This is a genomic window from Micromonospora lupini, assembly GCF_026342015.1.
GTDB lineage: Bacteria > Actinomycetota > Actinomycetes > Mycobacteriales > Micromonosporaceae > Micromonospora > Micromonospora lupini_B.
This window is the reverse complement of record NZ_JAPENL010000002.1, coordinates 504683-531334: the sequence shown is the minus strand read 5'-3', so window position 1 is coordinate 531334 and position 26652 is coordinate 504683. Positions and strand designations below refer to the sequence as shown.

At 71.9% G+C, this 26652-nt stretch carries 28 protein-coding genes; 15 read left to right on the top strand and 13 right to left on the bottom strand.

What is annotated here, in order from left to right; all coding sequences use genetic code 11:
• The first annotated feature begins 37 nt into the window (after positions 1-37).
• From alr to ung, 4 genes are all read left to right on the top strand, one after another.
• A complete protein-coding gene (gene alr, locus OOJ91_RS17275) occupies positions 38-1153 on the top strand; it encodes an alanine racemase (RefSeq protein ID WP_266246180.1) in 1116 nt (371 codons plus the stop codon).
• A 2-nt stretch (positions 1154-1155) separates the two neighbouring features.
• Positions 1156-2259 carry an alpha/beta fold hydrolase gene (locus OOJ91_RS17270; protein WP_266246179.1) on the top strand — a complete coding sequence of 368 codons (1104 nt, stop codon included), beginning with the start codon at positions 1156-1158 and terminating at the stop codon, positions 2257-2259.
• On the top strand, positions 2256-2738 hold the full coding sequence (gene tsaE / locus OOJ91_RS17265; protein WP_266246177.1) for a tRNA (adenosine(37)-N6)-threonylcarbamoyltransferase complex ATPase subunit type 1 TsaE: 483 nt from the start codon (positions 2256-2258) through the stop codon (positions 2736-2738). Before OOJ91_RS17270 ends, tsaE begins: the two co-directional genes overlap by 4 nt.
• A 76-nt stretch (positions 2739-2814) precedes the next feature.
• The gene (ung, locus tag OOJ91_RS17260; RefSeq protein ID WP_266246175.1) at positions 2815-3516 is read left to right on the top strand and encodes a uracil-DNA glycosylase; all 702 of its coding nucleotides are present in this window, start codon (positions 2815-2817) and stop codon (positions 3514-3516) included.
• 77 nt (positions 3517-3593) lie between these two features.
• Here ung and OOJ91_RS17255 read toward each other — a convergent pair whose 3' ends face one another.
• Positions 3594-4298, bottom strand: a complete 705-nt coding sequence (locus tag OOJ91_RS17255) for a helix-turn-helix domain-containing protein (RefSeq protein WP_266246173.1) — start codon at positions 4296-4298, stop codon at positions 3594-3596.
• 471 nt (positions 4299-4769) lie between these two features.
• On the opposite strand from OOJ91_RS17255, the gene tsaB reads away from it, so the two are divergent.
• The 4 genes from tsaB to OOJ91_RS17235 are packed head-to-tail and all read left to right on the top strand — an operon-like array spanning position 4770 to position 7237.
• The gene (tsaB, locus tag OOJ91_RS17250) at positions 4770-5447 is read left to right on the top strand and encodes a tRNA (adenosine(37)-N6)-threonylcarbamoyltransferase complex dimerization subunit type 1 TsaB (RefSeq protein ID WP_266246171.1); all 678 of its coding nucleotides are present in this window, start codon (positions 4770-4772) and stop codon (positions 5445-5447) included.
• Positions 5444-5929 carry a ribosomal protein S18-alanine N-acetyltransferase gene (gene rimI / locus OOJ91_RS17245; RefSeq protein WP_266246169.1) on the top strand — a complete coding sequence of 162 codons (486 nt, stop codon included), beginning with the start codon at positions 5444-5446 and terminating at the stop codon, positions 5927-5929. The genes tsaB and rimI overlap by 4 nt, the downstream gene beginning before the upstream one ends.
• A complete protein-coding gene (gene tsaD / locus OOJ91_RS17240) occupies positions 5922-6968 on the top strand; it encodes a tRNA (adenosine(37)-N6)-threonylcarbamoyltransferase complex transferase subunit TsaD (RefSeq protein ID WP_266246167.1) in 1047 nt (348 codons plus the stop codon). Before rimI ends, tsaD begins: the two co-directional genes overlap by 8 nt.
• Positions 6969-6982: 14 nt before the next feature.
• Positions 6983-7237 carry a hypothetical protein gene (locus OOJ91_RS17235; RefSeq protein WP_039906914.1) on the top strand — a complete coding sequence of 85 codons (255 nt, stop codon included), beginning with the start codon at positions 6983-6985 and terminating at the stop codon, positions 7235-7237.
• A 22-nt stretch (positions 7238-7259) separates the two neighbouring features.
• On the opposite strand, the gene OOJ91_RS17230 is transcribed toward OOJ91_RS17235, so the two are convergent.
• The 10 genes from OOJ91_RS17230 to OOJ91_RS17185 form a co-directional block, all read right to left on the bottom strand.
• A complete protein-coding gene (locus OOJ91_RS17230) occupies positions 7260-8000 on the bottom strand; it encodes a DUF4142 domain-containing protein (RefSeq protein WP_266246165.1) in 741 nt (246 codons plus the stop codon).
• A 153-nt stretch (positions 8001-8153) separates the two neighbouring features.
• On the bottom strand, positions 8154-8462 hold the full coding sequence (locus tag OOJ91_RS17225) for a DUF1707 SHOCT-like domain-containing protein (RefSeq protein WP_266246163.1): 309 nt from the start codon (positions 8460-8462) through the stop codon (positions 8154-8156).
• A gap of 19 nt (positions 8463-8481) precedes the next feature.
• Positions 8482-9663, bottom strand: a complete 1182-nt coding sequence (locus OOJ91_RS17220; RefSeq protein WP_266246162.1) for an ROK family protein — start codon at positions 9661-9663, stop codon at positions 8482-8484.
• A 22-nt stretch (positions 9664-9685) separates the two neighbouring features.
• Positions 9686-10948 carry a sugar ABC transporter permease gene (locus OOJ91_RS17215; RefSeq protein ID WP_266246161.1) on the bottom strand — a complete coding sequence of 421 codons (1263 nt, stop codon included), beginning with the start codon at positions 10946-10948 and terminating at the stop codon, positions 9686-9688.
• Positions 10945-11763 (bottom strand): ATP-binding cassette domain-containing protein, encoded by an 819-nt coding sequence (locus OOJ91_RS17210; protein ID WP_266246160.1) that lies wholly within the window; start codon positions 11761-11763, stop codon positions 10945-10947. The genes OOJ91_RS17215 and OOJ91_RS17210 overlap by 4 nt, the downstream gene beginning before the upstream one ends.
• Before the next feature lie 114 nt (positions 11764-11877).
• Entirely contained in the window at positions 11878-12972 is a 1095-nt protein-coding gene (locus OOJ91_RS17205; RefSeq protein ID WP_266246159.1) for a sugar ABC transporter substrate-binding protein, read from the bottom strand.
• A gap of 179 nt (positions 12973-13151) precedes the next feature.
• On the bottom strand, positions 13152-13631 hold the full coding sequence (gene ybaK / locus OOJ91_RS17200) for a Cys-tRNA(Pro) deacylase (RefSeq protein WP_266246157.1): 480 nt from the start codon (positions 13629-13631) through the stop codon (positions 13152-13154).
• 10 nt (positions 13632-13641) lie between these two features.
• Entirely contained in the window at positions 13642-14838 is a 1197-nt protein-coding gene (locus OOJ91_RS17195) for a THUMP-like domain-containing protein (protein WP_266246155.1), read from the bottom strand.
• A 146-nt stretch (positions 14839-14984) separates the two neighbouring features.
• Entirely contained in the window at positions 14985-15173 is a 189-nt protein-coding gene (locus tag OOJ91_RS17190; RefSeq protein WP_266246154.1) for a DUF397 domain-containing protein, read from the bottom strand.
• Positions 15164-15964 carry a helix-turn-helix domain-containing protein gene (locus OOJ91_RS17185; RefSeq protein ID WP_266246153.1) on the bottom strand — a complete coding sequence of 267 codons (801 nt, stop codon included), beginning with the start codon at positions 15962-15964 and terminating at the stop codon, positions 15164-15166. The genes OOJ91_RS17190 and OOJ91_RS17185 overlap by 10 nt, the downstream gene beginning before the upstream one ends.
• A gap of 335 nt (positions 15965-16299) precedes the next feature.
• On the opposite strand from OOJ91_RS17185, the gene groES reads away from it, so the two are divergent.
• The 3 genes from groES (at position 16300) to OOJ91_RS17170 (ending at position 20124) form a co-directional block, all read left to right on the top strand.
• The gene (gene groES / locus OOJ91_RS17180; protein ID WP_030330046.1) at positions 16300-16614 is read left to right on the top strand and encodes a co-chaperone GroES; all 315 of its coding nucleotides are present in this window, start codon (positions 16300-16302) and stop codon (positions 16612-16614) included.
• 70 nt (positions 16615-16684) lie between these two features.
• Complete coding sequence (gene groL, locus OOJ91_RS17175) at positions 16685-18319, top strand: chaperonin GroEL (RefSeq protein ID WP_266246149.1); 1635 nt, start codon at positions 16685-16687, stop codon at positions 18317-18319.
• Positions 18320-18444: 125 nt separating this feature from the next.
• Complete coding sequence (locus OOJ91_RS17170; protein ID WP_266246148.1) at positions 18445-20124, top strand: molybdopterin-dependent oxidoreductase; 1680 nt, start codon at positions 18445-18447, stop codon at positions 20122-20124.
• Positions 20125-20232: 108 nt separating this feature from the next.
• Here OOJ91_RS17170 and OOJ91_RS17165 read toward each other — a convergent pair whose 3' ends face one another.
• Positions 20233-20616 (bottom strand): WhiB family transcriptional regulator, encoded by a 384-nt coding sequence (locus tag OOJ91_RS17165; protein WP_266246147.1) that lies wholly within the window; start codon positions 20614-20616, stop codon positions 20233-20235.
• 256 nt (positions 20617-20872) lie between these two features.
• Here OOJ91_RS17165 and OOJ91_RS17160 point away from each other — a divergent pair, with 256 nt between their 5' ends.
• Entirely contained in the window at positions 20873-21691 is an 819-nt protein-coding gene (locus OOJ91_RS17160; protein ID WP_266246146.1) for a helix-turn-helix transcriptional regulator, read from the top strand.
• 37 nt (positions 21692-21728) lie between these two features.
• Here OOJ91_RS17160 and OOJ91_RS17155 read toward each other — a convergent pair whose 3' ends face one another.
• Positions 21729-22148, bottom strand: a complete 420-nt coding sequence (locus tag OOJ91_RS17155) for a DUF5319 domain-containing protein (protein ID WP_007465090.1) — start codon at positions 22146-22148, stop codon at positions 21729-21731.
• Between the two features lie 186 nt (positions 22149-22334).
• Between OOJ91_RS17155 and guaB the strand changes: the two genes are divergently transcribed.
• From guaB to OOJ91_RS17140, 3 genes are all read left to right on the top strand, one after another.
• Positions 22335-23897, top strand: coding sequence for an IMP dehydrogenase (gene guaB, locus OOJ91_RS17150; protein WP_266246143.1), 1563 nt, complete (start codon positions 22335-22337; stop codon positions 23895-23897).
• 27 nt (positions 23898-23924) lie between these two features.
• On the top strand, positions 23925-25043 hold the full coding sequence (locus OOJ91_RS17145; protein ID WP_007465086.1) for a GuaB3 family IMP dehydrogenase-related protein: 1119 nt from the start codon (positions 23925-23927) through the stop codon (positions 25041-25043).
• A gap of 157 nt (positions 25044-25200) precedes the next feature.
• Positions 25201-26622 (top strand): M1 family metallopeptidase, encoded by a 1422-nt coding sequence (locus OOJ91_RS17140; protein WP_266246140.1) that lies wholly within the window; start codon positions 25201-25203, stop codon positions 26620-26622.
• Positions 26623-26652: the final 30 nt, after the last annotated feature.

Below are 26652 nucleotides of genomic sequence, written 5' to 3'. Positions count from 1 at the left end.
CGCCCACGGTCGTCGGGGTGGAAAGTAGGCTGGGCGCATGTGGCAGGCCGAGGTACGCGTCGATCTTGACGCCATCCGCGAGAACGTGAGCCGGCTCCGCTCCGGCACCACCGCCGAGCTGATGGCGGTGGTCAAGGGCGACGGGTACGGCCACGGGATGCTCCCGGCCGCCCGCGCGGCACTTGACGCGGGGGCCGACTGGCTCGGTGTCTGCACCCTCGACGAGGCGCTCACGCTGCGCCGGGCCGGGATCACCGCGCCCGTGCTGGCGTGGCTGCTCGCGCCGGGGCTGCCGCTGCACGAGGGCGTCAGCGCCGGGGTGGACCTCGCCGCCGCGAGCCTTGCGCAACTGGACGAGATGGTCGAGGCGAGCCGGCGTGCCGAGCGCCCCGCCCGGCTGCACCTGAAGATCGACACCGGGCTGTCCCGGGGCGGCGCCACAGTCGCCGACTGGCCGGCGCTGCTCGACGCCGCCGCCAAGGCGCAGGCCGACGGCCTGGTCGAGGTGGTCGGTGTGTGGAGCCACTTCGTGTACGCGGACATGCCCGGCCACCCGACCACCGACCGGCAGCTCGCCGTCTTCCACGAGGGCCTGGCCATGGTCGAGCGGGCCGGGCTGCGCCCCCGCTGGCGGCACCTGGCCAACTCGGCGGCCACCCTGACCCGCCCGGACACCCACTTCGACCTGGTCCGACCCGGGCTGGCCATCTACGGTCTGTCCCCGGTGGCAGGCGAGACGTACGGGCTGCGGCCGGCGATGACGGCGCGGGCCCGGGTGATGCTCACCAAGCGGGTGCCCGCCGGCACCGGCGTCTCCTACGGGCACACCTACACGACCGAGTCCGACGCGAACCTCGCCGTGGTGCCCCTCGGGTACGCCGACGGTGTGCCCCGGCACGCGTCCAACAGCGGGCCGGTGCAGCTCGCCGGCGCGCGGAGGACGATCTCCGGGCGCGTCTGCATGGACCAGTTCGTGATCGACTGTGGCGACGACCCGGTGGCCGACGGCGACGTGGCGACCCTGTTCGGCAGCGGCGCCGACGGCGAGCCGACGGCCGACGACTGGGCCGAGGCGGTCGGCACGATCAACTACGAGATCGTCACCCGGTTCGGCAGCACGCGGGTGCCGCGCGTCTACGACGGCGAGCGCTAGCCATGACGTACCGCATCCCGCGGCCGCGGACCGCGGCCGGCCGGGTCGCCGGCCTGGTCGGCGCCGCGGTCGGGGTGGCGGCGGCCGGCCTGGCCGCAGGCGTCGCGACCGAACGCACCCTGGTCCGCCGGCTCAAGGCCGACCCGGCCGACCGCTACGCGCACGAGAGGTTCGGCGAGCAGCGGTACGACGAGGCGTTCCGGCTGGAGCTGCCGGACGGCACCGACATCCACGTCGAGGTGGTCGAGCCGACCCGCCCGGTGCCGGGGCACCCGACGGTGGTGCTGGTGCACGGCTTCTGCCTGGACATGGGCACCTTCCACTTCCAGCGCAGGATGCTCGCCGCGCGCGGCGACTACCGTGTCGTCGCGTACGACCAGCCCGGTCACGGCCGGTCCGGCCGGTTGGAGACCGGGGAGTACGACCTGGCGGTGCTGGGTCGGACGCTGCGCCAGGTGATCGACCGGACCGCCCCGGAGGGGCCGCTGGTGCTCGTCGGTCACTCGATGGGCGGCATGACCATCATGGCGTTCGCCGAGCTGTTCCCGGAGCTGTTCGGTGACCGGGTGGTGGGCACGGTGCTGATGGCCACCTCGGGCGGGTTGATCGCGGAGACCAAGCTTGTCGCGCCGGCGCTGCTCGGCCGGGTCGGCGGTCCGGTGCTGTACATGGTCAGCAACGCCACCCGGTACGGCGGCCCGGTGATCGACAAGGCTCGCAAGTCCACGTCGAACGTGGCCTGGCTGCTCACCCGCAAGTACGGCTTCGGCACCCGCAAGCCCAGCCCGACGCTTGTCTCGTACGTGGAGACGATGAACTCCCGGACCTCCGCCGACACGGTGACCCGCTACCTGCGGACCCTGGCCACGCACTCGCGTTTCCCAGCGCTGGCCGCGTTGGCGAACGCGCCGGTGCTTGTGGTCGTCGGCGACAAGGACATGATCACTCCCGTGACACACTCCGAGGAGATCGTCCGGCGGTTGCCGCACGCCGAGTTCATCAAGATCAAGGACAGCGGTCACGTGGTGATGCTGGAGCACGCCGACGAGGTCAACGCCGCGCTGGCGCGGTTCCTCGAGTCACTGGAGAGCATGGAGGACCGGTGAGTTTCGTCGTCAAACTGCCGACCGTCGAGGACACTCGGGAGTTCGGCCGCCGGCTGGCCGGGCTGCTGCGGGCCGGTGACCTGGTGCTGTTGACAGGCCCGCTGGGGGCCGGCAAGACCGCGCTCACCCAGGGCGTCGGCGCGGGGCTCCACGTTCTCGGGGACGTCACCTCGCCGACGTTCGTGATCGCCCGCGTGCACCGGCCCGACCCGGCCCGGGGTGGTCGGGTGGCCCTGGTGCACGCCGACGCGTACCGGCTGGGCGCCGCCAGCGACCCGCGTGCCGAGATCGACGACCTGGACCTGGACGCCTCGGTGGACGAGTCGGTGACAGTGGTGGAGTGGGGCGAGGGCCTTGTGGAGCAGTTGGTCGACGCGCACCTGCGGGTCCGTATCGACCGCCGCGACGACGACACCCGGATCGTCGAGCTGGACCCGGTCGGTGGCGACTGGGCCCGACGGCTCGCCGAGCTGAGTTAGCGGCTGTGCCGGCGCGGCGCTGTCGGACCCGGTGCCTAGAGTGCGGGGGACCGACCCGCGCTGGAAGAGGTTCCTGATGCCCGACGATGCCCCCGCCCTGGATCTGCTGGCGCTGCTGCCGGAGCAGTGGCGTGCCGTGCTCACCCCGCACCTCGATCCGGGCCGCACCGCCGCGCTGGCCGAGTTCGTCGCCCGGGAGTACGCGACGCAGACCGTCTTCCCGCCGTTGGAGGATCTCTTCTCGGCGTACCGGCTCTGCCCCCCGCAGAGCACCCGGGTGCTGATCCTCGGGCAGGACCCCTATCACCGCGCCGGGCAGGCTCACGGGTTGAGCTTCAGCGTCCGCGACGGCGTGGCCGTGCCGCCGTCGCTGCGCAACGTCTTCAAGGAGCTGGGCGAGGACGTCGGCGTGGCCAAGCCGCGCAGCGGCAACCTCGACGGCTGGGCCGCGCAGGGCGTGTTGCTGCTCAACGCGGTGCTGACGGTGCGCCAGGCCACGCCGGGTTCGCACGCCAACTCGGGCTGGGAGGAGTTCACCGACGCCACCATCCGGGCGCTGAACGCCACACCCGACCGGGTGGTCTTCCTGCTCTGGGGCGGCTACGCGCGCAAGAAGGCGGCCCTGGTCACCAACCCGCAGCACGTGGTGCTGGAGGCCGGCCACCCCAGCCCGATGAACCCGCGTGGCTTCCTCGGCAGTCGCCCGTTCAGCGCGGCCAACAAGGCGCTCGCCGATGCCGGGCGGCCCACAATCGACTGGGAGCGCGCCGCAGGCTGACCGCGCCGCAGGCTGACCGCACTGCGGGCTGACCGCGCCGCAGGCTGACCGCGCCGCGGGCTGACCGCGCCGCAGGCTCAGCTTCCGCTGGCGAGTTGCCGGGCCCGGTAGCGGCGCAGCAGGTCGGCGGCCCGCGGCTCGGTCAGCTCCAGCTCGACCAGCGGCACCACCCGGTAGTCGCGCCCACCGTGGCGTACCTCGATCGTCTCGGGCAGCTCATCGCACATCGTTGCCCTGATCTCGCCCCATTTGGTCGACCAACGGTGCTCGCCCGGTTCCTCCGGCTCCAACCACACTCCACCGAACTCACCCCACCTGGCGTTCCACCGCTGGCCGTAGTTCGCCTGCAGCCAGCCGGTGAACCGCTTGGAGTCCTGCCAACGCAGGGCGATCTCCAGCGCGTCGACAGGCACCGGCGCACCCTGCAACAGCGCGGCCGTGCTGCCGGTGATCACCTCCGGGAAGTCGGTGAGCCGGTCCAGCGTCCGATCCAGGCCCAACTCGTCGATGCGCTCGGTGATCGGTCGGGCGGCCAGCTCGTCGATGCGGGCGTCGAGGTGCGCGTCCAGCGGCTCGACCCCGACCACCAACTGCACGTCCATCGCGGCGAACAGCGCCTCGAGGATCGTGATGCTGGGTGCGCGGCTGCCGCTCTCGATCCGCGCGACCGCGGCCTGGCTGATCCCGGCCGACTCGGCCAGCTCGCACTGGGTCAGCTCGCGCAGGTGCCGCTGCTGGCGGACGGCGTTGCCGAGCAGAGTGCCAAGACGTGTGGACGGCATCCCGACATGGTGGACCACGCCGGTCCGACGCAGATACCGCTGAGCCAGATTCACGACTGCGTGGGCTTGGTCCGAGATTCCGGTGAGCCAGCGACCCGGCGACCCGGCGCCGTCGGGTGGGCCATTCGCTGCTGAGCGGTATACCTGTGAGTCATAAATATGACTCACAGGTATACGGCTCAGCACAACAAGTGGCTCCCGGCCGAGCGGTGGCGTCCGCAAAAGGTCGAGGCGGTCAGCGGGCACCGGGTCATCCGCCATGTCCCAGGCAGCCAGGCAGCCAGGCAGCCAGGCAGCCAGGCAGCCAGGCAGCCGGGCAGCCGGGCAGCCAGGCGGTGGCCGGGCAGCCGGGGCTGAGCGCCCAGCACTCCGGGGTGCCAGGACGCTTTGGGAGTGAGTGGCTGACCCTGGGCACAGGCAGGGGCGGGGCGTGGCCGGGCGGCGATGGTGGGGCCGCTAGGCTGGCTAACCGTGCTCGTACTCGTGGTGGACAGCTCGACCCCCGCGGTGACCGCAGCGTTGGTGGAGATCTCGGCGGACGGTGTGACGTCCCGGGCGCACCGGTGCACGGTCGACGCCCGCGCGCACGGTGAACTGCTCGCGCCCCAGGTTGACGCGGTCCTCGCCGATGCCGGAGCGCGTCCGCGTGACCTGGGCGCCATCGTCGCCGGGCTCGGCCCGGGGCCGTTCACCGGGCTGCGGGTCGGCCTGGTCACCGCCGCCACGATGGGGCAGGTGCTCGGCGTGCCGACGTACGGCGTGTGTTCCCTGGATGGGATCGGCTACCCGGCGGCGGCCGGCGAGCCGGTGCTGGCCGCCAGCGACGCCCGCCGCAAGGAGTTGTACTGGGCCGTCTACGACGGCGCCGGTCAGCGGATCGTCGGGCCCGAGGTGTCGACGCCGACGGTGGCCGCCGCGCGCGCCCGGGAACTGGGCGCGACGATCGCGGTCGGCGACGGGGCACACAGGTATGCCGAAGCCCTGGACCTGCCGGTCCGGGTCGAGCCGCGCTACCCGGAGGCCATCGTGCTGGCGCAGCTCGCCGCCGAGCGGGTCCGGGCCGGCGCGCCAGGCGAGCGACTCACCCCGCTCTACCTGCGCCGTCCGGACGCCGTGGCGGCGACCGCCCGCAAACCGGTCCTCCCGTGACCGCGGCGGTACGGCTGGAGCCGTTCCGCTGGTGGCACATCGACGAGGCGCTGCCGATCGAGGCGGACCTGTTCGGCGCCGAGCAGTGGTCCCCCGCGATGTTCTGGAACGAGCTGGCCAACGGCCACCACTACCGGGTCGCGACCGACGCCGACGGCACCGTGCTCGGCTACGCCGGGCTGGCCGGGGCCCCGCCCGACGAGGTGTGGGTGCAGAACATCGCCGTCCGCCGGGACGTCCAGCGGCGTGGCGTCGGCCGTGCCCTGCTGGAGGAGCTGCTCGCCGAGGCGGCCCGGCGCGACGCCCGCAGCACCCTGCTGGAGGTCGCCGTGGACAACGCCGCCGCCCAGCGGCTCTACGCGATGTACGGGTTCGAGCCGATCGGGGTGCGTCGCGGCTACTACCAACCGAGCAACACCGACGCGCTGGTCATGCAGCGCGACGCCGAGCCGACCGGGGACGGACCACACCACCATGGCTGACGAACCGCTGATCCTGGGCATCGAGACCTCGTGCGACGAGACAGGCGTCGGCATCGTACGCGGGCACACCCTGCTGGCCGACGCGCTGGCGTCCAGCGTCGAGGAGCACGCCCGCTTCGGGGGCGTGGTGCCCGAGGTGGCCAGCCGGGCCCACCTGGAAGCCATCGTGCCGACGATGCAGCGGGCGCTGACCGAGGCCGGTGTCACCCTTGCCGACATCGACGCCATCGCTGTCACGTCCGGGCCCGGGCTGGCCGGCGCGCTGCTGGTCGGCGTCGCGGCCGCCAAGGGGTACGCGCTCGCCGCCGAGAAGCCGGTGTACGGCGTCAACCACCTCGCCGCGCACGTCGCGGTGGACACCCTGGAGCACGGCCCGCTCGCGGAACCCGCCATCGCGCTGCTGGTCTCCGGCGGGCACTCGTCGCTCCTGCTCGTCGACGACCTGGCCCGGGGCGTCACCCCGCTCGGCGCCACCATCGACGACGCGGCCGGTGAGGCGTTCGACAAGGTCGCCCGGCTGCTGGGGTTGCCGTTCCCGGGCGGTCCGCCCATCGACAGGGAGGCCCGCGCCGGCGACGCCGCATCGATCGCCTTCCCGCGTGGCCTGACCGCCGCCAAGGATCTCGCCGCCCACCGGTACGACTTCTCGTTCTCCGGCCTGAAGACGGCGGTTGCCCGCTGGGTCGAGGCGCGGCAGCGTGCCGGCGAGCCGGTGCCGGTGGCCGACGTCGCCGCGTCCTTCCAGGAGGCGGTGTGTGACGTACTGACCAGCAAGGCGCTCGCCGCCTGCCGTGCGCAGGGGATCGACACGCTGGTGATCGGCGGCGGAGTGGCCGCGAACTCCCGGCTGCGGGCACTTGCCGAGCAGCGCGCCGAGAAGTACGGCATCCGGGTCCGGGTGCCCCGACCGAAGCTGTGCACCGACAACGGGGCGATGGTTGCCGCGCTCGGATCGCACCTGGTCGCCGCCGGGGTCGCGCCGAGCCGGCTGGACCTGCCGGCCGACTCGGCGCTGCCGTTGACAACTGTCAGCGTGTGACGGGGGCGCCGGAGATGATCGTGCGGATGTGGGAGGCGCGCGCCGAGGCGTACGGCGTGGCCGACCTGATCACCTGGGTGTGCGACACCGCCCTGCCCGAGCTGGAGCACGACCCTCTGCACGTCTCCAGTGAGGTCTTCTCCTCCACCGACCACCGGGTCGTGGTCATCTCCAAGTGGCGCAGCAGCCCGCGTCCGCTGCCCGACCCGCCCGCCCTGCTGGTGGCCCGCGCCCCGCACTCCTGGGACTTCACCCAGGTGGACCGCTGACGGGGGCCACCGAACGGGGTGGTCAGCTGCGGCGCAGCATCCGGTAGGTAGCGATCCCACCGGTGCCGAGCGCGGCGAGGAAGACCAGCCAGACGACGGTGCTGCTGACCCCGACCTGCGGGCCGGTGTTCGCCGAGGCGGCGGCAAGCAGCCCGTCCTGGCCGGGTGCGGGCAGGGCGGCCGGCGGCAGCTCCGGCCAGCGGACCAGCCCGGTGCTCTCCAGCATCTGCATGTGGTGCTGCACGAAGGCGTTTGCCTCTTCGCAGAGCTTGCGGACTGTGGCGTCGCGGGTGCTGGCCCGCACCGCGCCGATCACCGGGAAGATCTTGCCGTGGGCCACCCGGAGCCGGGTGACGAAGATCTGGTCGAAGCGGGCGCCGGAGGCCTTCTGCATCTCGGCCAGCCAGCCCTTCTGCTCGGCGGTCGGCTCGGTGGGGATGGACGCGCCGAGCTTGTTGGCGGCGTCCACGACGAGCTGGTCGAGCTTCTGGTGCTCGCCGGCGATGTTCGCACCGATCTCCCGGACCTTCGCCGACTGCCCCTTCTCGGCGGCCATCTGGCCGGCCGGCATCTCCCACAGCCCGGCCAGCCGCACACCGTTGAGCAGTGTCATGTCGGCGGCGTTGAGCTGCTGCCCGCCAGCGGGGGCGGCGATTGCCACTCCGGGCAGGACAACGACCCCCGCGATGATCGCGATGACCAGCATCGCCGCGCGGTGCATCCGGTTGCCTGGCCGACGACGGGCGGATCTGAGCGGTGCCATGTCTGTGGTGCCTCCTCGGTCCGGACCGAAACGCGTCTGGACCGGGCAGCCGCACCCTGCCGACCGCCCGTCCGCCCACTGGTACGGACTGATCGCCCGATCAGTTCACCCAGGCACGTGGTGGAAATGGGCGCTGTGCGAAGTGGAGGCGGATCAGCGGCTGACGGCGAGGAATCCGCCGAGCAGCAGCAGGGTGAGCGCGGCGACGGCGAAGAGCACCAGCAGCTCCCGGCGGCCGTGCCCGATCGGGTCGTCGCCGCCGGCTGTCGCGGCGACGGGATCGGGCAGGGCGGGCAGGTCCCGGGTCAGCGCGGCCAGGTCACCGAGGGTACGCGCGGCCCAGACCGCGCCGGCCCGCTCGGAGAACTCGTCAAGCGTGAGCCGGCCCGCGGTGGTGTGCCGGTGCAGCTCGGCGACCACCCGGTGGCGGTCGTCGTCGGAGGCGCGCAGCTCGACATCCACGCCGGACAGGGTACGCGGATCAACCCACGTCGAGGGGGTCGGCGAGGAGCCGTTCGAAGGCCAGTTCGGCGGCGCCGATCAGGGGTGCGTCCTCGCCCAGTTTGGGGGTGCGCAACCGCACGTGTTCCAGGCAGGCGCCGAGGGCGTTGGAGTTGAGCCGGCTGCGGATCTGGGCCGCCGCCGCGAGGTAGAGGTCCCGCATGGTGCCGCCGAAGATGACCATCTCGGGGTTGAAGACGTTCACCAGGTTGGCAACCCCGAAGCCCAGCCAGTCACCGGCCTGGCGTACCGCCGTCTGGGCGCGGGCGTCCCCCCGGTCGGCGGCGTCGAAGACGGCGAGCAGCGCGTCGCGGCCCCGGGCGTCGGATCGTCCGGCCGCGCGGAGCAGGCCGTGCTCGCCGATCTCGGTCTCCCAGCAACCCCGGGCGCCGCACTCGCAGGGCATCCCGTCGCGGACCACCTTCATGTGGCCGACCTCGCCGCCGTACCCGCCGTGTCCGGTGAGTCGACGCCCGCCGGCGATGATGCCGGCACCGACGCCGACGTCGCCGTACAGGTAGATGACGTTGTCGCAGCCTGCCGCGACGCCCCGGGCGTGCTCGGCGAACGCCGCCACGTCGGCCACGTTGCCGACGGTGACCGGCACGTCGAGGCCCAGCTCGGCGCCGAGCGCCGCGCCGATCGGCTCGTCCACCCAACCAGTTGTGGGGCCGAGCCGGACCAGGCCGTCCTCGCGGCGGACCATCCCGCAGACCGAGACGCCGGTGCCGACGCAGATCGCGTCGGCGGGCACCGCCTGCTGCATCTCCTTCACCGCGCCGGCGAGCAGCGGCGCGGCCTCGGCGGCCAGCAGCCCGCGCGGTCGGTCCAGATCCCGGCGGTCCAGCACCGCGCCGCCCAGGCCGACCCGGGCGGCGCGCAGCCGGTCCACCTCGACGGAGTACGCGTACGCGTACACCCGGGTCGACTCGGGCCGGACGACAAGTGACGGCCGTCCGGCCCGGCCGGTCTCCTTCGGTGTTCCCTCGCTCACCAGTCCGACGCCGGCCAGGTCGGCGGTGAGCGCGCCGATTGTGCTCCGGTTCAGTCCCAGGGTGGTGGTGAGTTCGGCGCGGGTGGTCGCCCCGTGGACGTGCACGTGCCGCAGCAGGGCCCCGAGGTTCTGCCTCCGGACCTCCTCCTGGCTGGGTGCCGGGCGCATGCTGGTGCTACCTCCCGCGCGGTCAGCGGGTGCCGGTGGCTGCCGCGCGACGGCGGGAGAGCGCGTCGACGCTGGCGGCGAGCAGCAGCACGACACCGGTGACCACGTACTTGACTCCCGCGCTGTACCCCATCAGGCCCATTCCGTTTTCGATGACCGCGACCACCGCGCCTCCCAGCACCGCGTCGAGGACGCGACCCTTGCCGCCGAAGAGGCTGGTGCCGCCGATCACCGCCGCCCCGACGGCGTAGAGCAGTACGTTACTGCCCCCCGTGTTGGGGTCGACCGAGTTGGCCCGGCTGGCGGCCACGATGCCTCCGACGGCTGCCATCGACGAGCAGATCATGAAGACCGAGATCCGGATTCGGTCGACGCCGATGCCGGCCCGGCGGGCCGCTTCCCGGTTGCCGCCCACGGCGTAGATGTGCCGGCCGTAGCTTGTGCGTTGGAGTACGAAGGTCCAGACCACAAGCAGCACGGCGATGACCGGCACCACGATCGGCACGCCCTTGAGCGAGCTGATCAGGACGTTGCGGCTGCGCTCCAGGTTGAGGACGTACACGGCCGTGCCGAGGATGATGGCGAGCCCGGCGATCCGGAGCGCCACCACGGCGATCGGGTCGGTGATCAGGCCGCGGGCCACCCGGTTGCGGTGACGCAGCAGTTGCACAGCCGCGTAGCCGACGACCGCGAGGATGGCGAACGCCCACCCCAGGGTGGGGGTGAGGTTGCGGTTGGCGATGGCGACAAGCACGTTGTCGCGTACGGAGATGTTGGTGCCCTCCTTCACCAGCAGCAGCACGATGCCCTGGAAGGCGAGGAAGCCGGCGAGGGTGACCACGAAGGACGGGATACCGACCTTCGCGACGAGCATGCCGAGGCTGGTGCCGATGACCAGGCCGGTGGCGATCGCGGCGAGCACGGCGACCCACCAGGGGTAGCCGAGCACGGTGACCACATTGGCCAGCACCGCCGCGCAGACGCCGCTGGCGAAGCCTGCGGAGAGGTCGATCTCGCCGAGCAGCAGCACGAAGACCAGACCCATCGCGATGAGCGTGACCGCCGCGCCCTGGGTGAAGAGGTTGGCGAAGTTGCCGGCCGACAGGAACGACGACGGCCGCATGACCGCGAACACCGTGCAGAGCACGATCAGGCCGAGCACGGCAGGCAACGCGCCGACGTCGCCACCGCGTACCCGGCTCAGGTAGTTGCGGGCGTGCCTCCCGACTGTCGGGGGCGGTGTGACGGCCGCCGGGCCGTCCTTGCGCACGGCGGTGGTGGTCATCGGACGCCTCCTGAGATCGAGTCGGCCGGCTGCGGGCCGTCGCCGTTGCCGCCCGGGTCGGTGGCGAGGCCGAGCCCGCCCGAGCGCCCGGCGGTGATCAGCTCTACCACCTGGGCGTGAGTGATGTCGGTGGTCTTCACCTGGGCGACCATCTGGCCGAGGTACAGCGCGGCGATCCGGTCGGAGACGGCGAAGACGTCGTTCATGTTGTGCGAGATGAGCACCACGGCCAGGCCGTTGTCGGCGAGGCGGCGGACCAGTTCGAGGACCTGGGCGGTCTGTGCCACGCCGAGCGCCGCGGTCGGCTCGTCCAGGATGACGAGCTTGCTGTTCCACAGCACCGCCTTGGCGATGGCCACGGTCTGGCGCTGGCCGCCGGAGAGGCTGGCCACGTGCTGGCGCAGCGAGGTGACGGTGCGAATGGAGAGCCCTGCCAGGGTCTCGGCCGCGAGCTGTTCCATTGTCGGCTCGTCCAGGACGATGCCGCTGTGCTTCTCCCGGCCGAGGAACATGTTCTGCACGATGTCCAGGTTGTCGCAGAGCGCGAGATCCTGGTAGACGACCTCGATGCCGAGCGCGGCGGCGTCGCGGGGACTGCCGATGTGCACCTGTTCGCCGTTGAACAGGACCTCGCCGGCGTCGGTGGGGTAGATGCCGCTGATGCACTTCACCAGGGTCGACTTGCCGGCGCCGTTGTCGCCGACCAGCGCTGTCACTTCGCCCGGGTGGACGGTCAGGGCGACGTCGCGGAGCACCTGGACGGGACCGAAGCTCTTGTCGATCCCGCGGAGTTCCAGCAGGGGGGTCGCGGACACGGGGTCTCCTTCTTAAGGGAGGGTCTGGGCCCGTCCGGCGGGCGCCGCCCGGCACGGGAGGGGTGCTCCCGTGCCGGGCGGCGGTGGTCGTCCCGGCGGGTACTGCGGCGTCGGTCAGCTGATGCCGGCGTCGGTGCAGGCCTTGGCGTACGCCGCCGTGCAGACCTCTTCCTTGGTCACGTAGCCGTCGGCGATGACGTCCTTGATGTTGTCCTTGTAGATGGCCTTCGGGGTGAGCAGCACCGAGGGGACGTCGCGGCCACCCTCCGGGTCCTTCACCGTCTGGCCGGTGTCCTTCTTCTCGCCCTTGGCGAGCGCGACGGCCAGGTCGGAAGCGGCCTTCGCCTCTTCGCGGACGGCCTTGTAGACGGTCATGCACTGGTCACCGGCGAGGATGTTCTGCAGACCCTCGGTGCTGGCGTCCTGCCCGGTCACCGGCACCTTGCCGTTGAGCTTGTTCTTCTTCAGGATCGAGATGGCCGCGTTGCCGAGGCCGTCGTTGGCGGCCAGCACGCCGTCGATCTTGCCGCTGGCCTTGGTGAGCTGCTGCTCGAAGATCGTCGCGGCCTGCGCGTTGTCCCAGGCCGGCACGGCGTCCTCGGGGCCCTTGACGTACTCCTTCGAGTCGAACTTCGGCTTGAGCACCGAGTCGTAGCCGGCCTTGAACAGGGTGGCGTTGTTGTCGGTGGGGGAGCCGTTCAGGTACGCCACGACGGGGCTCTTGGCGTTCTTCTCAGTCAGGCACTTCGACAGGCCCTCGCCCTGGAGCTTGCCGACGGTCTCGTTGTCGAAGCTGACGTAGTACTGGGCCGAGCCGCCCAGGGTGAGCCGGTCGTAGTCGATGGTGGCGACGCCCTGCGACTTGGCCTTGTCGAGCACGGCCTTACCGGTGCCGGAGTCCAGGTTGACGATCATCAGGGCGGTGACGCCGCCGGTGATCATCTGGTCGGCGATGGTCTGGAAGGCGGTCTTGTCGTTCTGGGCGTTCTGGATGTCGTACTTGACGCCGGCGGCCTTGAACGCCTCTTCCAGGAACCTGCGGTCCGCGGTCTCCCACCGGGCGGAGGACTTGCTGTCCGGGAGGATGACGCCGATCTTGGGGGTCTTGGCGGAGCTGGACGAGTCGGAGCCGGAGTCGTCGCCGCAGGCGGTCAAGCCGCCGGTCGCGAGCAGGCCCACGGCGGCGATGGTGAGGATCCCCTTACGCATGTGCAGGGTCCTTTCGGAGGTGGGGGAGGTGTTGTTTTGTTGTGTCCGGCAACGTATTTCGCGTCACACTGGTCCCACAAGACCACGCAGGTGCCAAGTTTGTTGGAAGCGATAACAATTCAGCAACGCGACTGTTACTCCCCGGGTATCCCACGGGGGAGTCGACGTCACGGCTGCCGTCAGCGGGCCTGCAACGCCGCCGTACGGGCCTCGGTGAGCGCCACCAGATCCGCCGCCGCCAGCTCCAGTTGCAGACCACGCCGACCAGCCGAGACATAGATCGTCGGCAGGTCCAGCGCGGACTCGTCAAGCACTGTGGGCAGGCGTCGGCGCTGCCCGAGCGGGCTGATGCCGCCGCGCACGTAGCCGGTGGCCCGCTCGGCGACCGCCCGGTCGGCCATCGTCGCCCGCTTGCCACCGACCGCCGCCGCGAGCGCCTTGAGGTCCAGCTCGCCGGTGACCGGGACGACCGCCACGGTGAGGACGCCGTCGACCTCGGTCACCAGCGACTTGAACACCCGCTCGGGTGCCACGCCGAGCGCCTCGGCGACCAGCGCGCCGTAGTTCGGCGCGTCCGGGGACACCTGGTACGGATGGGTGCGATGCGCGATCCGACGCTTGACCAGCAGTGCCGTCGCCGGAGTGCCATGTCCCGCCACGCCGACGACGCTAGTCGACTCCTCGGCCGACCAACACGGTCGGTGCCCCGGCGATCCGGGTGAGCACCAGGCTCGCCGCCTGGTCGCCGCCCAGCCGCAGGTCACGCCGCAACTGCTCAGGGGTGAGCGCGGAACCCCGCTTGAGGATCTCCACCCGGCCCACCCGACGCTCGCGCAGCAGCGCCCGCAGGCGCTTCAGCGAGAACGGCAGCACGTCGGTGATCTCCAGGCACCTGGCGTACGGGGTGCGGGTCGGCAGGTCGGCGTAGAGGTAGGCGATGCTCGGGTCGCCAAGCGTGGCGTCCAGTTGGTCGGCCAGTTCGGCCACGAGGTGCGCGCGCACCACCGCCGGGTCCGGGTCGTACAGGTAGCGGCGCGGCGGTCCGACCGACGCCTCCACGGCGCCCGAGCCGGTGAGCTGGGAACGGCGCGTCTCGGCGCCCACCTGCCGGTAGAGGGTGGCGCGGCGGGGCACCTGGGCCAGGTCACCGCACCAGAGCGCGGCCTCGACCAGGTCGCCGTCCACACCTACCCACTCGGCCTCCGCGCCGTCCGGGATGAGCGCGTGGTCCAGACCGGGCGCCACCTTCACCACCGTGCGTGGCACCCGTTCCGCCAGCCCGGTCACGAAGTCCCACGGCGGCGAGTAGGCACGCGGGTCGAAGATGCGCCGGCCGGTGCCGCTCGCGCGGCGGGCGGGGTCGCAGAAGACCCCGTCGACCCGGGAGACGTCGAACGCGGTGGCGTCGCCGCACTCGACGGTGAACAGCTCGGCCAACCCGGCCGCCTCGGCGTTGGCGGCAGCCATCGCGGCGGTCACCGGGTCGGCCTCCACCCCGTACACCCGGATGCCGGCACGGGCGGCGGCGAGCGCGTCGGCGCCGAGGCCGCAACCGAGGTCGGCCAGGGTGCGTACGCCTGCCGCGCGCAGGCGCTCGGCGCGGCGCTCGGCGACGACCCGGCGGGTGGCCTGCTCCAGTCCTGCGCGGGTGAGGAACATCCCGGCGGCGGCCGGGCCGAACTTGCCGACCGCCCGGTGGCGCAGCTCGGCCTGGGTGAGCGCCGACGCGGCCAGCGTCGGCGGCACCCCGGCCGCGCGCAGCGCCGACGCCGCGGCCAGCGGATCACCGCCGGCCAGCGCGGCCGCCGCCGAGAGCGCGGCCGACCCCTCGGGGGTACGCAGCGCCGCCAGCTGATCGAGATCCACCCGCCCATTCTCCCGGCCCAACCTGGTCGCCCGGACGGTGGTGTCAACCAGCCGGTGTCGGGGCTTGGCCGGCGCGCTCGGCCGGCGCGCTTGGTGGGCGGGGTGTTGGGCGGCGGGCCCGCCCTGCGGGCTTGGTGGGCGTGGGGTCAGTCGGTGGGGGTGGCGGTGACGAAGGCCCGCCAGCTCGTCGGGGTGAAGGTGAGGGCCGGCCCGGTCGGGTCCTTGCTGTCGCGCACGGCGACCAGGCCGGGCAGGTTGTCGGCGACTTCGACGCAGGCGCCGCCGTTGGCATTGCTGCGGGAGGACTTGCGCCAGGTGGCGTGGGTCAGGTCCATGTCTGCACCACTTCCTCGATCAGCCGGGCGGACTGCCGGCACGGCAGTGCTTCGCCGGTCACAGTCTCCCAGCGGCGCTCCAGGGCGGCAACGTCGTTCGGGCCGTCCACGGTCTGCCCCCGGAGCTGGTTGTCCAGGTGGGCCAGCTCGACCCCGGTGTCGAGCCGGGCCAGGATGAACGGGCCGTGGAGCCCGATGTGCCAGGGAGTGTCGGCCGGCACGACCCGGACCTGCACGTTCGGCTCGGTGCTCATGGCCAGCAGGTGCTGTAGCTGTTCGCGCATGATCTTGTGGTCGCCGAGCTGCCGGCGCAGCGTGTGCTCCTCCAGCACCGCGACGAGGCGCGGACGCCGGTCGGCGGTCAGCACGGTCTGCCGGGCGAGCCGGGTCACCACACGCGTCTCGACCTGCTCGGCGGTCAGCTCGCCGAGCGTGCCGAGCATCGCCCGCGCATACCCCTCGGTTTGCAGCAGGCCGGGGATCACCGTCGGGTCGTACCAGCGCAGCGCCGCCGCCTCCCGCTCGTTGTCCTCCCAGGGGCGGAACCAGTCGGGCGCGGCGTGGAAGCGGATCAGCTCCAGCATGCCGACGAAGAGACCGCCGGTGTCCAGGGTCGAGTCGATGCGGGCGACGTAATCCGGTCTGACCGGGCTCTGCCCGGTCTCGACAGCACTCACGTACGACGGTGAGTAGTTGATCATCTTGCCCAGCTCCTCCTGGCTGAGCCCGCGCGCCTGGCGTGCGCGGCGTAGCTGTTCGAGCAGGAACGTCAGGGTCGGTATCCGGGCCATTCGATCCCTCTTTCCGCGGCCGTCGGTGATGGCAACCGACGGTAGGGAGCTGGCCACGGCGGGGCGATGCGCTCCCGGCGTGTTGCGGTAACGACTGGCGGAACTGTGGCGACACGGACAGCGGCGCGTTGGCACTCTCCTTGACGGAGTGCTAGCCACGGAATAACCTGCGATTAGCACTCTCACCCTGAGGGTGCCAGCTTCCGGGTCTCGCGACCCGGGTGCGCACGCCAGGCGGACCGGCACCCGCGACGACGGCACCGCCCGGTGGCATGAGGCAGATTGACGCTGGTCAGCCCCGCTGGCCGGCAACGAAACCAGTACCCCAGGAGGGTATGCCCGTGACTACCGCGACCAAGGTTGCGATCAAGCCGCTCGAGGACCGCATCGTGGTCCAGGCGAATGAGGCTGAGACCACCACGGCGTCGGGCATCGTGATCCCCGACACCGCCAAGGAGAAGCCGCAGGAGGGCACTGTCCTCGCTGTGGGCCCGGGGCGCGTCGACGACAACGGCAACCGGGTTCCGGTTGACGTGCAGGTCGGCGACACCGTCCTCTACTCGAAGTACGGCGGCACCGAGGTCAAGTACGCCGGCGAGGAGTACCTGGTGCTCTCCGCCCGCGACGTCCTCGCGGTCATCGAGAAGTAAGCAACCGATCAGTGTCGCTGCCCCGGTCCGGCTCGCCGGGCCGGGGCAGCGGCGCTTCGAAGGGACATTCATGGCGAAGATCCTGAGCTTCTCGGACGACGCCCGGCACCTGCTGGAGCACGGTGTCAACGCCCTCGCAGACGCGGTCAAGGTCACCCTCGGCCCGCGCGGGCGCAACGTCGTCCTGGACAAGAAATTCGGTGCGCCGACGATCACCAACGATGGTGTGACCATCGCCAAGGAGATCGAGCTCACCAACCCCTACGAGAACCTCGGCGCGCAGCTGGTCAAGGAGGTGGCGACCAAGACCAACGACGTCGCCGGCGACGGGACCACCACCGCGACCGTGCTGGCACAGGCGATGGTCCGTGAGGGCCTGCGCAACGTGACCGCCGGGACCAACCCGGCCGGCCTCAAGCGGGGCATCGACGCGGCGGCCGCCAAGGTCTCCGAGGCGCTGCTCGGCCGGGCCGTCGAGGTCGCCGGCAAGGAGTCGATCGCGAACGTGGCGACGATCTCCGCGCAGGACGCCACCATCGGCGAGCTGATCGCCGAGGCGATGGAGCGGGTCGGCCGCGACGGTGTCATCACCGTCGAGGAGGGCTCGATGCTCACCACCGAGCTGGACGTGACCGAGGGTCTCCAGTTCGACAAGGGCTTCATCTCGCCGAACTTCGTCACCGACCTGGAGGGTCAGGAGTCCGTCCTGGAGGACGCGTACATCCTGGTCACCACCCAGAAGATCTCGGCGATCGAGGAGCTGCTGCCGCTGCTGGAGAAGGTCCTGCAGAACAGCAAGCCCCTGCTGATCATCGCCGAGGACGTGGACGGTCAGGCGCTCTCCACCCTGGTGGTCAACTCGCTGCGCAAGACCCTCAAGGTCTGCGCGGTCAAGGCCCCGGGCTTCGGCGACCGGCGCAAGGCCATGCTCCAGGACATCGCGATCTCCACAGGCGCCGAGCTGGTCGCCCCGGAGCTGGGCTACAAGCTCGACCAGGTCGGCCTGGAGGTGCTCGGCACCGCCCGGCGGGTCGTGGTCGACAAGGAGAACACCACGATCGTCGACGGCGGCGGCCAGAAGGCCGATGTCGACGACCGGGTCTCCCAGATCCGCAAGGAGATCGAGGCCTCCGACTCCGACTGGGACCGGGAGAAGCTGGCCGAGCGGCTGGCGAAGCTCTCCGGCGGCATCGCCGTGATCAAGGTGGGCGCGGCGACCGAGGTCGAGATGAAGGAGCGCAAGCACCGCATCGAGGACGCCATCGCGGCGACCAAGGCCGCGGTCGAGGAGGGCACCGTGCCCGGCGGCGGCGCCGCCCTGGTGCAGATCCTCCCCGTGCTCGACGACGACCTGGGCTTCACCGGTGACGAGAAGGTCGGCGTCTCGATCGTGCGCAAGTCGCTCGTCGAGCCGCTGCGCTGGATCGCGCAGAACGCCGGTCACGACGGCTACGTCGTGACGCAGAAGGTCGCCGACCTGAAGTGGGGCAACGGCCTCGACGCCGCCAAGGGCGAGTACGTCGACCTGGTCAAGGCCGGCATCATCGACCCGGTGAAGGTGACCCGCAACGCGGTCACCAACGCCGCCTCGATCGCCGGTCTGCTGCTCACCACGGAGAGCCTCGTGGTCGAGAAGCCGGAGCAGGCCGAGCCGGCCGCCGCCGGTGGCCACGGCCACGGCCACCAGCACGGCCCGGGCTTCTGACCCGGTAGCGACACCTGTTGCGGGGCACACCGTCGTACGGCGGTGTGCCCCGGTTCGTCTCCGCGATCATTACCAAGCGCTGACATGGTTGGCGACCCGGCGCGACGATCGCGCACACTGGGCCGATGAGCACCACGTCGCGGCGGTACGCCGCGCTGGCCGGAATCACCGCCGCCGCCGTCGCCATCGGGATCGCGGAGCCGGTGGCGGTGCTGACCGGTCCCCGGTCGGCGCCGCTGGTCGCGGTCGGTGGGGTGGTCGTCGACGCCGTCCCCGAACCGCTCAAGCAGTTCGCCATCGACGTCTTCGGCACCGCCGACAAGATCGCCCTGCTGACCGGAACGGCCCTGCTGCTGGGTGGGTTCGCCGCGCTGCTCGGAATGCTGGCGATCCGCCGGCTGGCCCTGGGCCTGGCCGGCATCGCGGCGCTCGGCGCCGTCGGTGTGGCCGCCGCGCTGACCCGCTCGGGCGCGGACGTCTTCGACGCGCTGCCGTCACTTGTCGGCGGCGGGCTCGGCGCCCTGGTGCTCTGGCTGTTCATCGCCGGCCCGTTCGAGCTGGACCCCTGGCCCTGGACCCCACCCGCCGCGCCGGGCTCGGCAAGCACCCCGCCGGCACCACCCGCCGGACCGGCCGGGCGGCCGGTCTCGCCTGCCGGGCCTGTTGACCGGCCGGTGTCACCCGCCGGGCGGCCGGTGCCGGTGACCCCTGCCGCGCCTGTCGCGACTGTCGATCCGGAGTCGCGCCGGAGGTTCCTGACCGGCACCGGCGTGCTGCTCGGCACGGCCGTCGTGGCCGGTCTCGGCGGGCGCTGGCTGGCCGGTAGGCGCGGTGTGTCGGCCGCCCGGGACGCGATCCGGCTGCCCGCGCCGGTCGCCCCCGCACCTGCCGTGCCGGCGGGCGCGGACCTGTCGCTGGCCCAGCTCGCGCCGTACGTCAGCCCGAATTCCGGGTTCTACCGGATCGACACCGCCCTGGTGGTGCCGCAGGTGGACCCGGACACCTGGCGGCTGCGCATCCACGGCCGGGTGGGCACCGAGCGCACCTACAGCTACGCCGATCTGCTGGCCCGGCCGTTGGTCGAGCGGTACGTCACGCTTGCCTGCGTCTCGAACGAGGTCGGTGGGGACCTGATCGGAAACGCCCGCTGGCTGGGCGTACCCCTGCGGGAGCTGCTGGACGAGGTCCAGCCCGAGGAGGACGCCGACCAGGTGGTCGGCCGGTCGGCCGACGGGTGGACCTGTGGCACCCCCACCGCCGCGCTGCGCGACGGACGGGACGCGCTGCTGGCGATCGGCATGAACGGCGAGCCGCTGCCTGTCGAGCACGGGTTTCCGGTCCGGATGGTGGTGCCCGGCCTCTACGGCTACGTGTCGGCCTGCAAGTGGGTGACCGAGCTGGAGCTGACCCGGTTCGCCGACTTCGACGCGTACTGGGTGCCGCGCGGCTGGTCCGCCCAGGGCCCGATCAAGACCCAGTCGCGCATCGACGCGCCGCGGCGGCGCAACCGGTTGACCGCCGGTCCGGTGACGGTGGCAGGTGTGGCCTGGGCGCAGCACCGGGGCATCAGCCGGGTCGAGGTACGCGTCGACGGCGGCCCCTGGCAGGAGGCGGAGCTGGCCCCGACGGTGTCGGTGGACACCTGGGTGCAGTGGTCCTGGCGCTGGGACGCCACGCCGGGTGAGCACCAGCTCCAGGTCCGGGCGACCGACGCGACAGGCGAGACCCAGACCGAACGCACGCAGAGCGTCGCTCCGGACGGCGCCACCGGCTGGCACACGGTCCCGGTAAACGTCCGCTCCTGACCCCTACCCCTCGGACGCTGGCTGGAGATCGTGGACAGCTGTCCACGATCTGCGCAAACCGCGCCCCCGCAGGAGGGGGCGCGGTTCGTCCGGGGTGGGTGTGTCGGGTCAGGCGACGTTGCGCTGGGCCGGGACTGTCGACTTGTGCGGGCGGCCCAGTCGCGCCTCCAGGCGGGCGACGTCGACCCGGATCTGCCGGCGGTCGGCCAGGTCCTCCCAGCCGACGGCGAGCAGGCGCAGCCGCTCGGACTCGCTGAAGCCACCCCACACGCCGTACGGCTCGCGGACCGCCAGGGCGTGCGCGGCGCACTCGGCGCGGACCGGGCAGGCGCGGCAGACCGACTTGGCGGCGGACTCCCGCCGCAGCCGCGAGGAGCCCCGCTCCCCGTCCGGGTGGAAGAACTGGGCGCTGTCGCGGCCCCGACAGGCACCGAGCCGCTGCCAGTCCCAGAGATCGACGATGGGTCCGGGCAGTCTACGTACGTTCGACATCAGCACCCCTCCTCCCGCGCGGCACCGCGAGAATGCTTGTGGCCGGCTTCCGGGCGGCGGGCCGCGCAGGCGCACCGTTCCCGGCCTGGCCCTCCCGGTACCCGGGCCGCCGACGGCTCACACGTGTGTGATCCAAAACGTCTGGCAACTTGCGGCTTTTGCCCCATCTGTCGGAAAAGTTCAGATGATTGCCGGGAACCCCCTCCCCAGCCGACGTCGTCATGGTCTGCTCGTGTGCGGAGAGGAGACCACCACAGTGCGTACCGTTCTTGTGTGCGTTCGGACACCGCTCGCGGCTCAGCACCTCACTTCTGCTGCCGCCCGGCTGGGGTTGTCCGCGATCGTCCGTACCGCCGTCTCCGATCCCGAGGTGATGCTGCGACTCGCCGAGCGGCCGGCCGACGTGATCCTGGCCGACACGGCTCTCACCAGGCCGGACAGCGCGGGTTTCGTCCGCCGGGTGCTGGCCCGTGCGCCGCAGGCCGCGGTCCTGCTGCTCGGCGCGGAGGAGTCCGAGGCCGCCGCCGCCACCATCAGCGCCGGCGCCCGGGGTCTCATCCAGAATGCCGACCACGACCTGACGAGCGCGGTGGCCAAGGCCCTGCTGCTGCTCACCGCGCCCGGCCGGGCCTCCCGGCAGCGGGTCACCGACCCGGCCCGGGACACGGCGTCGGTAGGTGGGGCGGGTCGCTCCGCGCCATCGGTACGCGGCGCGGCCGAACCCGGCTGGACGGCCACGAACGGCGACGGGTCGTCGGGCGTGCCGTCGGTGCCCGTGCAGCGCGGTGACGACGAGGTCGAGTCGGCGACCGACGGGTCGACGGCCGGCCAGACCGATCCGACCCGGCCCGCACCGAACGCCCGCCCCAACCGGGCGTCGGTCGGGCTCACCGAACGGGAACTCCAGGTGCTGCTGGGCATGGCCGAGGGCAAGAGCAACGCGGAGATCGGCCGGGAACTGTTCGTGTCCGAGGACACCGTCAAGACCCATGCGCGCCGGCTGTTCCGCAAGCTCGGCGCCCGGGACCGCGCCCACGCGGTCGCCGCCGGCTTCCGCGCCGGCCTGGTCTCCTGACACCCGCGGCCCAGGCCCGGGCGTCGTCACACAGCGGTCAGTCGGCGCTGGTGGCGGTGCCCGGGTCGTCCTCGGTGCCCTCGGTCAGGGTGTCGTGCACCCCGTCGGCGTAACCGCGGGCGTAGTCCCAGGTCACGTAGTGGTCCGGATCCGGGTCGTACGCCGGCTCGTGCACCCGGGGTCGCCCCGAGTTGAGCAGGTGCCGCAGGTTGCCCCGCAGCAGGTCCCAGTCGAAGTAGTGCGGTTCCCGGCAGTCCTCGCATTCGATGACCAGCCCGCGCACCCCGATGGGCGCCAGCAGGGCCTGGTAGATCTCCAGGTCGGCGAGGTCCTCCAGCACATCCTGCCGCTCGACGTCGGTGAGCGGATCCGGCGTCGCGTCGTCGCCCGGGTCGTCCAGGCCCGCGGTCGGGTCGGCCGGGTCGCCGTTGAACGGGTCGATGGGCTCGTCGTGCACCCCCTCACCGTAGACCCAACGCGGCGCGAACGTCCGCCCCCCGGCACCGCGCCGAGGCGGCCGCCGCCGACGGAGGTCGCCCAGGTCACTGGGTACGATGAGATGACGTGCCGGCACCGTGGCGTGTTCCGGTGCCCGCCCGCGCCACCTCGCTGAAGCCCATCCGAGCAGCTCAGGAGAGCAATCGTGGAAAATTCGCCCAGCACCGATCTTCCGGCCGGCGACGAGCACGCCGAGCTGGGCGGCCACCTGCCCGAGCTGCCCGCCGGCTCGGCCCGGGTCGTTCCGCTCGGGCTCACCTTCGACGACGTGCTGCTCCAGCCGGGCGAGTCGGACGTCGTCCCCAGCCGGGTCAACACCCGGACGAAGCTCACCCGCGGCATCGAACTGACAGTTCCGCTGCTCTCCAGCGCCATGGACACGGTCACCGAGGCGCGGATGGCGATCGCCATGGCCCGCCAGGGTGGCATCGGCGTCCTGCACCGCAACCTCTCCCTGGAGGACCAGGCCCTCCAGGTCGACCTGGTCAAGCGCTCCGAGTCCGGCATGATCACCAACCCGGTGACCGCCAGCCCGGACGACACCCTGCGCGAGGTCGACGAGCTGTGCGGGCGGTACCGCATCTCGGGCGTCCCGGTGGTGGACGGCAACGGTCAGCTCGTCGGCATCGTCACCAACCGTGACATGCGTTTCGTCTCCGAACCGGACACCCCGGTCCACGAGATCATGACCCGGACTCCGCTGGTCACCGCCACGGTCGGGGTGAGCAAGGACGACGCGCTGGCGCTGCTGCGCCGCCACAAGGTCGAGAAGCTGCCGATCGTGGACGACTCGGGTCGGCTGCGTGGGTTGATCACCGTGAAGGACTTCACGAAGAGCGAGCAGTACCCGAACGCCACCAAGGACGACGCGGGTCGGCTGCGGGTCGCCGCCGCCGTCGGTGTGGGCGAGGACTCGTACAAGCGGGCCCGCACGCTCGTCGACGCCGGCGTCGACGTGCTGATCGTGGACACGGCGCACGGGCACCAGCGGGCCGTGCTGGACATGGTCCGCCAGCTCAAGAAGGACGTGACGATCGACATCGTGGGCGGCAACGTGGCCACGTACGCCGGTGCGCGCGCGCTTGTCGAGGCCGGCGCCGACGGGATCAAGGTGGGTGTCGGTCCGGGCGCGATCTGCACGACCCGGATCGTCGCCGGAGTCGGCGTCCCGCAGATCACCGCGATCATGGAGGCGGCCCGTGCCGCCCGCCCGGCCGGCGTCCCGGTGATCGGCGACGGCGGCATTCAATACTCTGGCGACATCGCCAAGGCTCTGGTCGCCGGCGCCGACACGGTGATGCTCGGCAGCCTGCTGGCCGGCTGCGAGGAGAGCCCCGGCGAGCTGATCTTCATCAACGGCAAGCAGTACAAGGCGTACCGCGGGATGGGCTCGCTCGGCGCGATGCAGTCCCGGGGGCAGGCCAAGTCGTACTCGAAGGACAGGTACTTCCAGCAGGACGTGCTCGCCGAGGACAAGCTGGTCCCCGAGGGTGTCGAGGGGCAGGTGCCCTACCGGGGCCCGCTGTCCGCGGTCGCCCACCAGCTCATCGGTGGGCTGCGGGCCGCGATGGGGTACGTCGGCGCGGAGAGCATCCCCGAGCTGCACCGGCGTGGCCAACTGATCCGGATCACGGCGGCGGGGCTCAAGGAGAGCCACCCGCACGACATCCAGATGACTGTCGAGGCGCCCAACTACCACTCCCGCTGACCATCCCCCAACAACCTGGAGTCCCCCATGCGTGACGTGGTCGAGATCGGGCTGGGTAAGACCGCGCAGCGCGGTTACCACCTGGACGACATCGCCATCGTGCCGAGCCGCCGGACCCGGGACGTCGACGACGTCTCGACCGCGTGGCAGCTCGACGCGTACCCGTTCGGCATCCCCTGTGTCGGGCACCCCTCGGACGCCACGATGAGCCCGTCCTCGGCGGTCCGGCTCGGTCAGCTCGGCGGTCTCGGCGTGCTCAACGTCGAGGGGCTGTGGACCCGCTACGAGAACCCGACGAAGGTGCTGGAGGAGTTGGCCGGCCTCGACGAGGAGGCCCGCGCCACCAAGCGGCTCCAGGAGGTGTACGCGGAGCCGATCCGGCCGGACCTGATCGCCGAGCGGGTCCGTGAGCTGCGCGCCGGTGGCGGCACGGTGGCGGTGCGGGTCTCCCCGCAGCACACCCTGGCGCTGGCCCCGGTCATCCTGGACGCCGGCGTGGACATCCTGGTCATCCAGGGCACGATCGTGTCGGCCGAGCACGTGTCGACGACCGACGAGCCGCTTAACCTCAAGGAGTTCATCGCCGACCTCGACCTGCCGGTCATCGTCGGCGGTTGCACCGACTACAAGACTGCGCTGCACCTGATGCGTACCGGCGCGGCCGGTGTGATCGTCGGCATCGGCGGCGACGAGTGGTCGACGACCGAGTCGGTGCTGGGCATCCGGGTGCCGATGGCCACCGCGATCGCCGACGCCGCGGCGGCCCGTCGGGACTACCTCGACGAGACCGGCGGCCGGTACGTGCACCTGATCGCCGACGGCGACATCCAGACCTCCGGCGACATCGCCAAGGCCCTCGGCTGTGGCGCGGACGCGGTGATGCTCGGCGAGCCGTTGTCGCTCTGCGACGAGGCGCCCGCAGGTGGCGCCTGGTGGCACTCCGCTGCCAGTCACCCGTCCCTGCCGCGGGGCGCGTTCGAGGTCGCCGGTGAGCCGCTCGGGTCGATGGAGCAACTGCTCTTCGGCCCGGCGGACGAGGCCGACGGTCAGCTCAATCTGTTCGGCGGGCTGCGTCGGGCGATGGCCAAGTGCGGTTACCGCGACCTCAAGGAGTTCCAGAAGGTCGGTCTGGTCCTCGACCGCTGATCACCTTCCGGTGACGCTGGAAGGCCGGCCCCGCGATCCTGCGGGGCCGGCCTTTCCGTCACCTGCCGCGAGGGGGCTCGCCCCCGATACGGGCATCCGAGGGCGTCTCGCTGGCTACGCTCGTCCTGACCCGGGGATGGCGGAGAAGGAGTCGTGCATGGTCCTGAGCGGACGCGCACCGTCCCGCCGCCGGCTGGCCGCCGCCCTCGCGGTGCTGAGCTGCGCCGTCACGCCGGCAGTCGCCGGCTGCACGGGCGACGACAACGGCGCCCGACCCGGCGCGGCGGACGTCGGCGACCCGTACGTGCCGGGCCGTGGCAACGGCGGCTACGACGTCACGCACTACGGGCTGGATGTCCGCTACGACCCGACGACCGACCGGCTCACCGGTCGGGCGACAATCACGGCGACGGCCACCCAGGATCTGTCCCGGTTCAACCTGGACCTGGTGGGCCTGGACGTCGGCGCGGTCACCGTCGCCGACAAGCGCGCCGAGCACCGCCGCGACGACGGCGAGCTGGTGGTGACCCCGCCCGACAGGCTTCCGCGCGGCGGTTCCTTCACCGTGGCCGTCGACTACGCGGGGGTGCCCACCGCCGTCGCCGACGGTGAACTGGGCAGTGGCGGCTTCCTGCACACCGACGACGGTGCGATCGCTCTCGGTCAACCCGACTCCGCGGCCACCTGGTTCCCGGTCAACGACCACCCGTCGGACAAGGCCAGCTACGACATCGCGGTGACCGTCCCGGACGGACTGTCCGCGCTGAGCAACGGGGTGCCCGGCCCGAGGAGCAGCGCCGACGGGTGGACCACCTGGCGCTGGTCCGAGCACGCCCCGATGGCCAGCTACCTGAGCACCCTCGTGATCGGAAACTATCGGGTGGTCACCGGCGAGCACGCCGGACGACCGCTTGTCACAGCGGTCGCGGCGAGCCTGCCGGCGAGCGGTGGGGCCGCCAGCTCGGTGGCCCGCACCGGCGAGATCGTCGACTTCCTGGCCAGCCGCTTCGGCCCGTACCCGTTCGACTCGTACGGCGGGATCGTGGTCGCCGACGACCGGATCGGGTACGCGTTGGAGACCCAGTCCCGGCCGGTCTACGGGCCCGCCTTCTTCACCGACGACCGTCCCAACCCCGGCGTGGTGGCACACGAGTTGGCCCACCAGTGGTTCGGCGACAGCGTGTCCCTGCACCGGTGGAGCGACATCTGGCTCAACGAGGGCTTCGCCAGCTACGCCGAGTGGCTGTGGGAGGAGCACGACGGCGGCCGGACCGCGCAGCGCAACTTCGAGCTGCAGTACGCGTCGACCGACTGGTCGCAGCCGTCGGTCGAGCCGGGACGGGAGCGGATGTTCGGCACCGCCGTCTACAAGCGCGGCGCGCTCGCCGTGCACGCGCTGCGCCGGGCGGTCGGTGACGACACCTTCTTCCGGATCCTGCGCACCTGGACCACCGAGCGGGCTGCCGGCACGGCCACCACCTCGGACTTCGTGGCGCTTGCCGAGCGGGTGGCGAATCGAGCGTTGCGGCCGCTCTTCGACGCCTGGCTGGTGGGCGGCGCGGCGCCCACCCCGCCGTGACGACCTCGTGATCATCTGTCGATAGGCTGC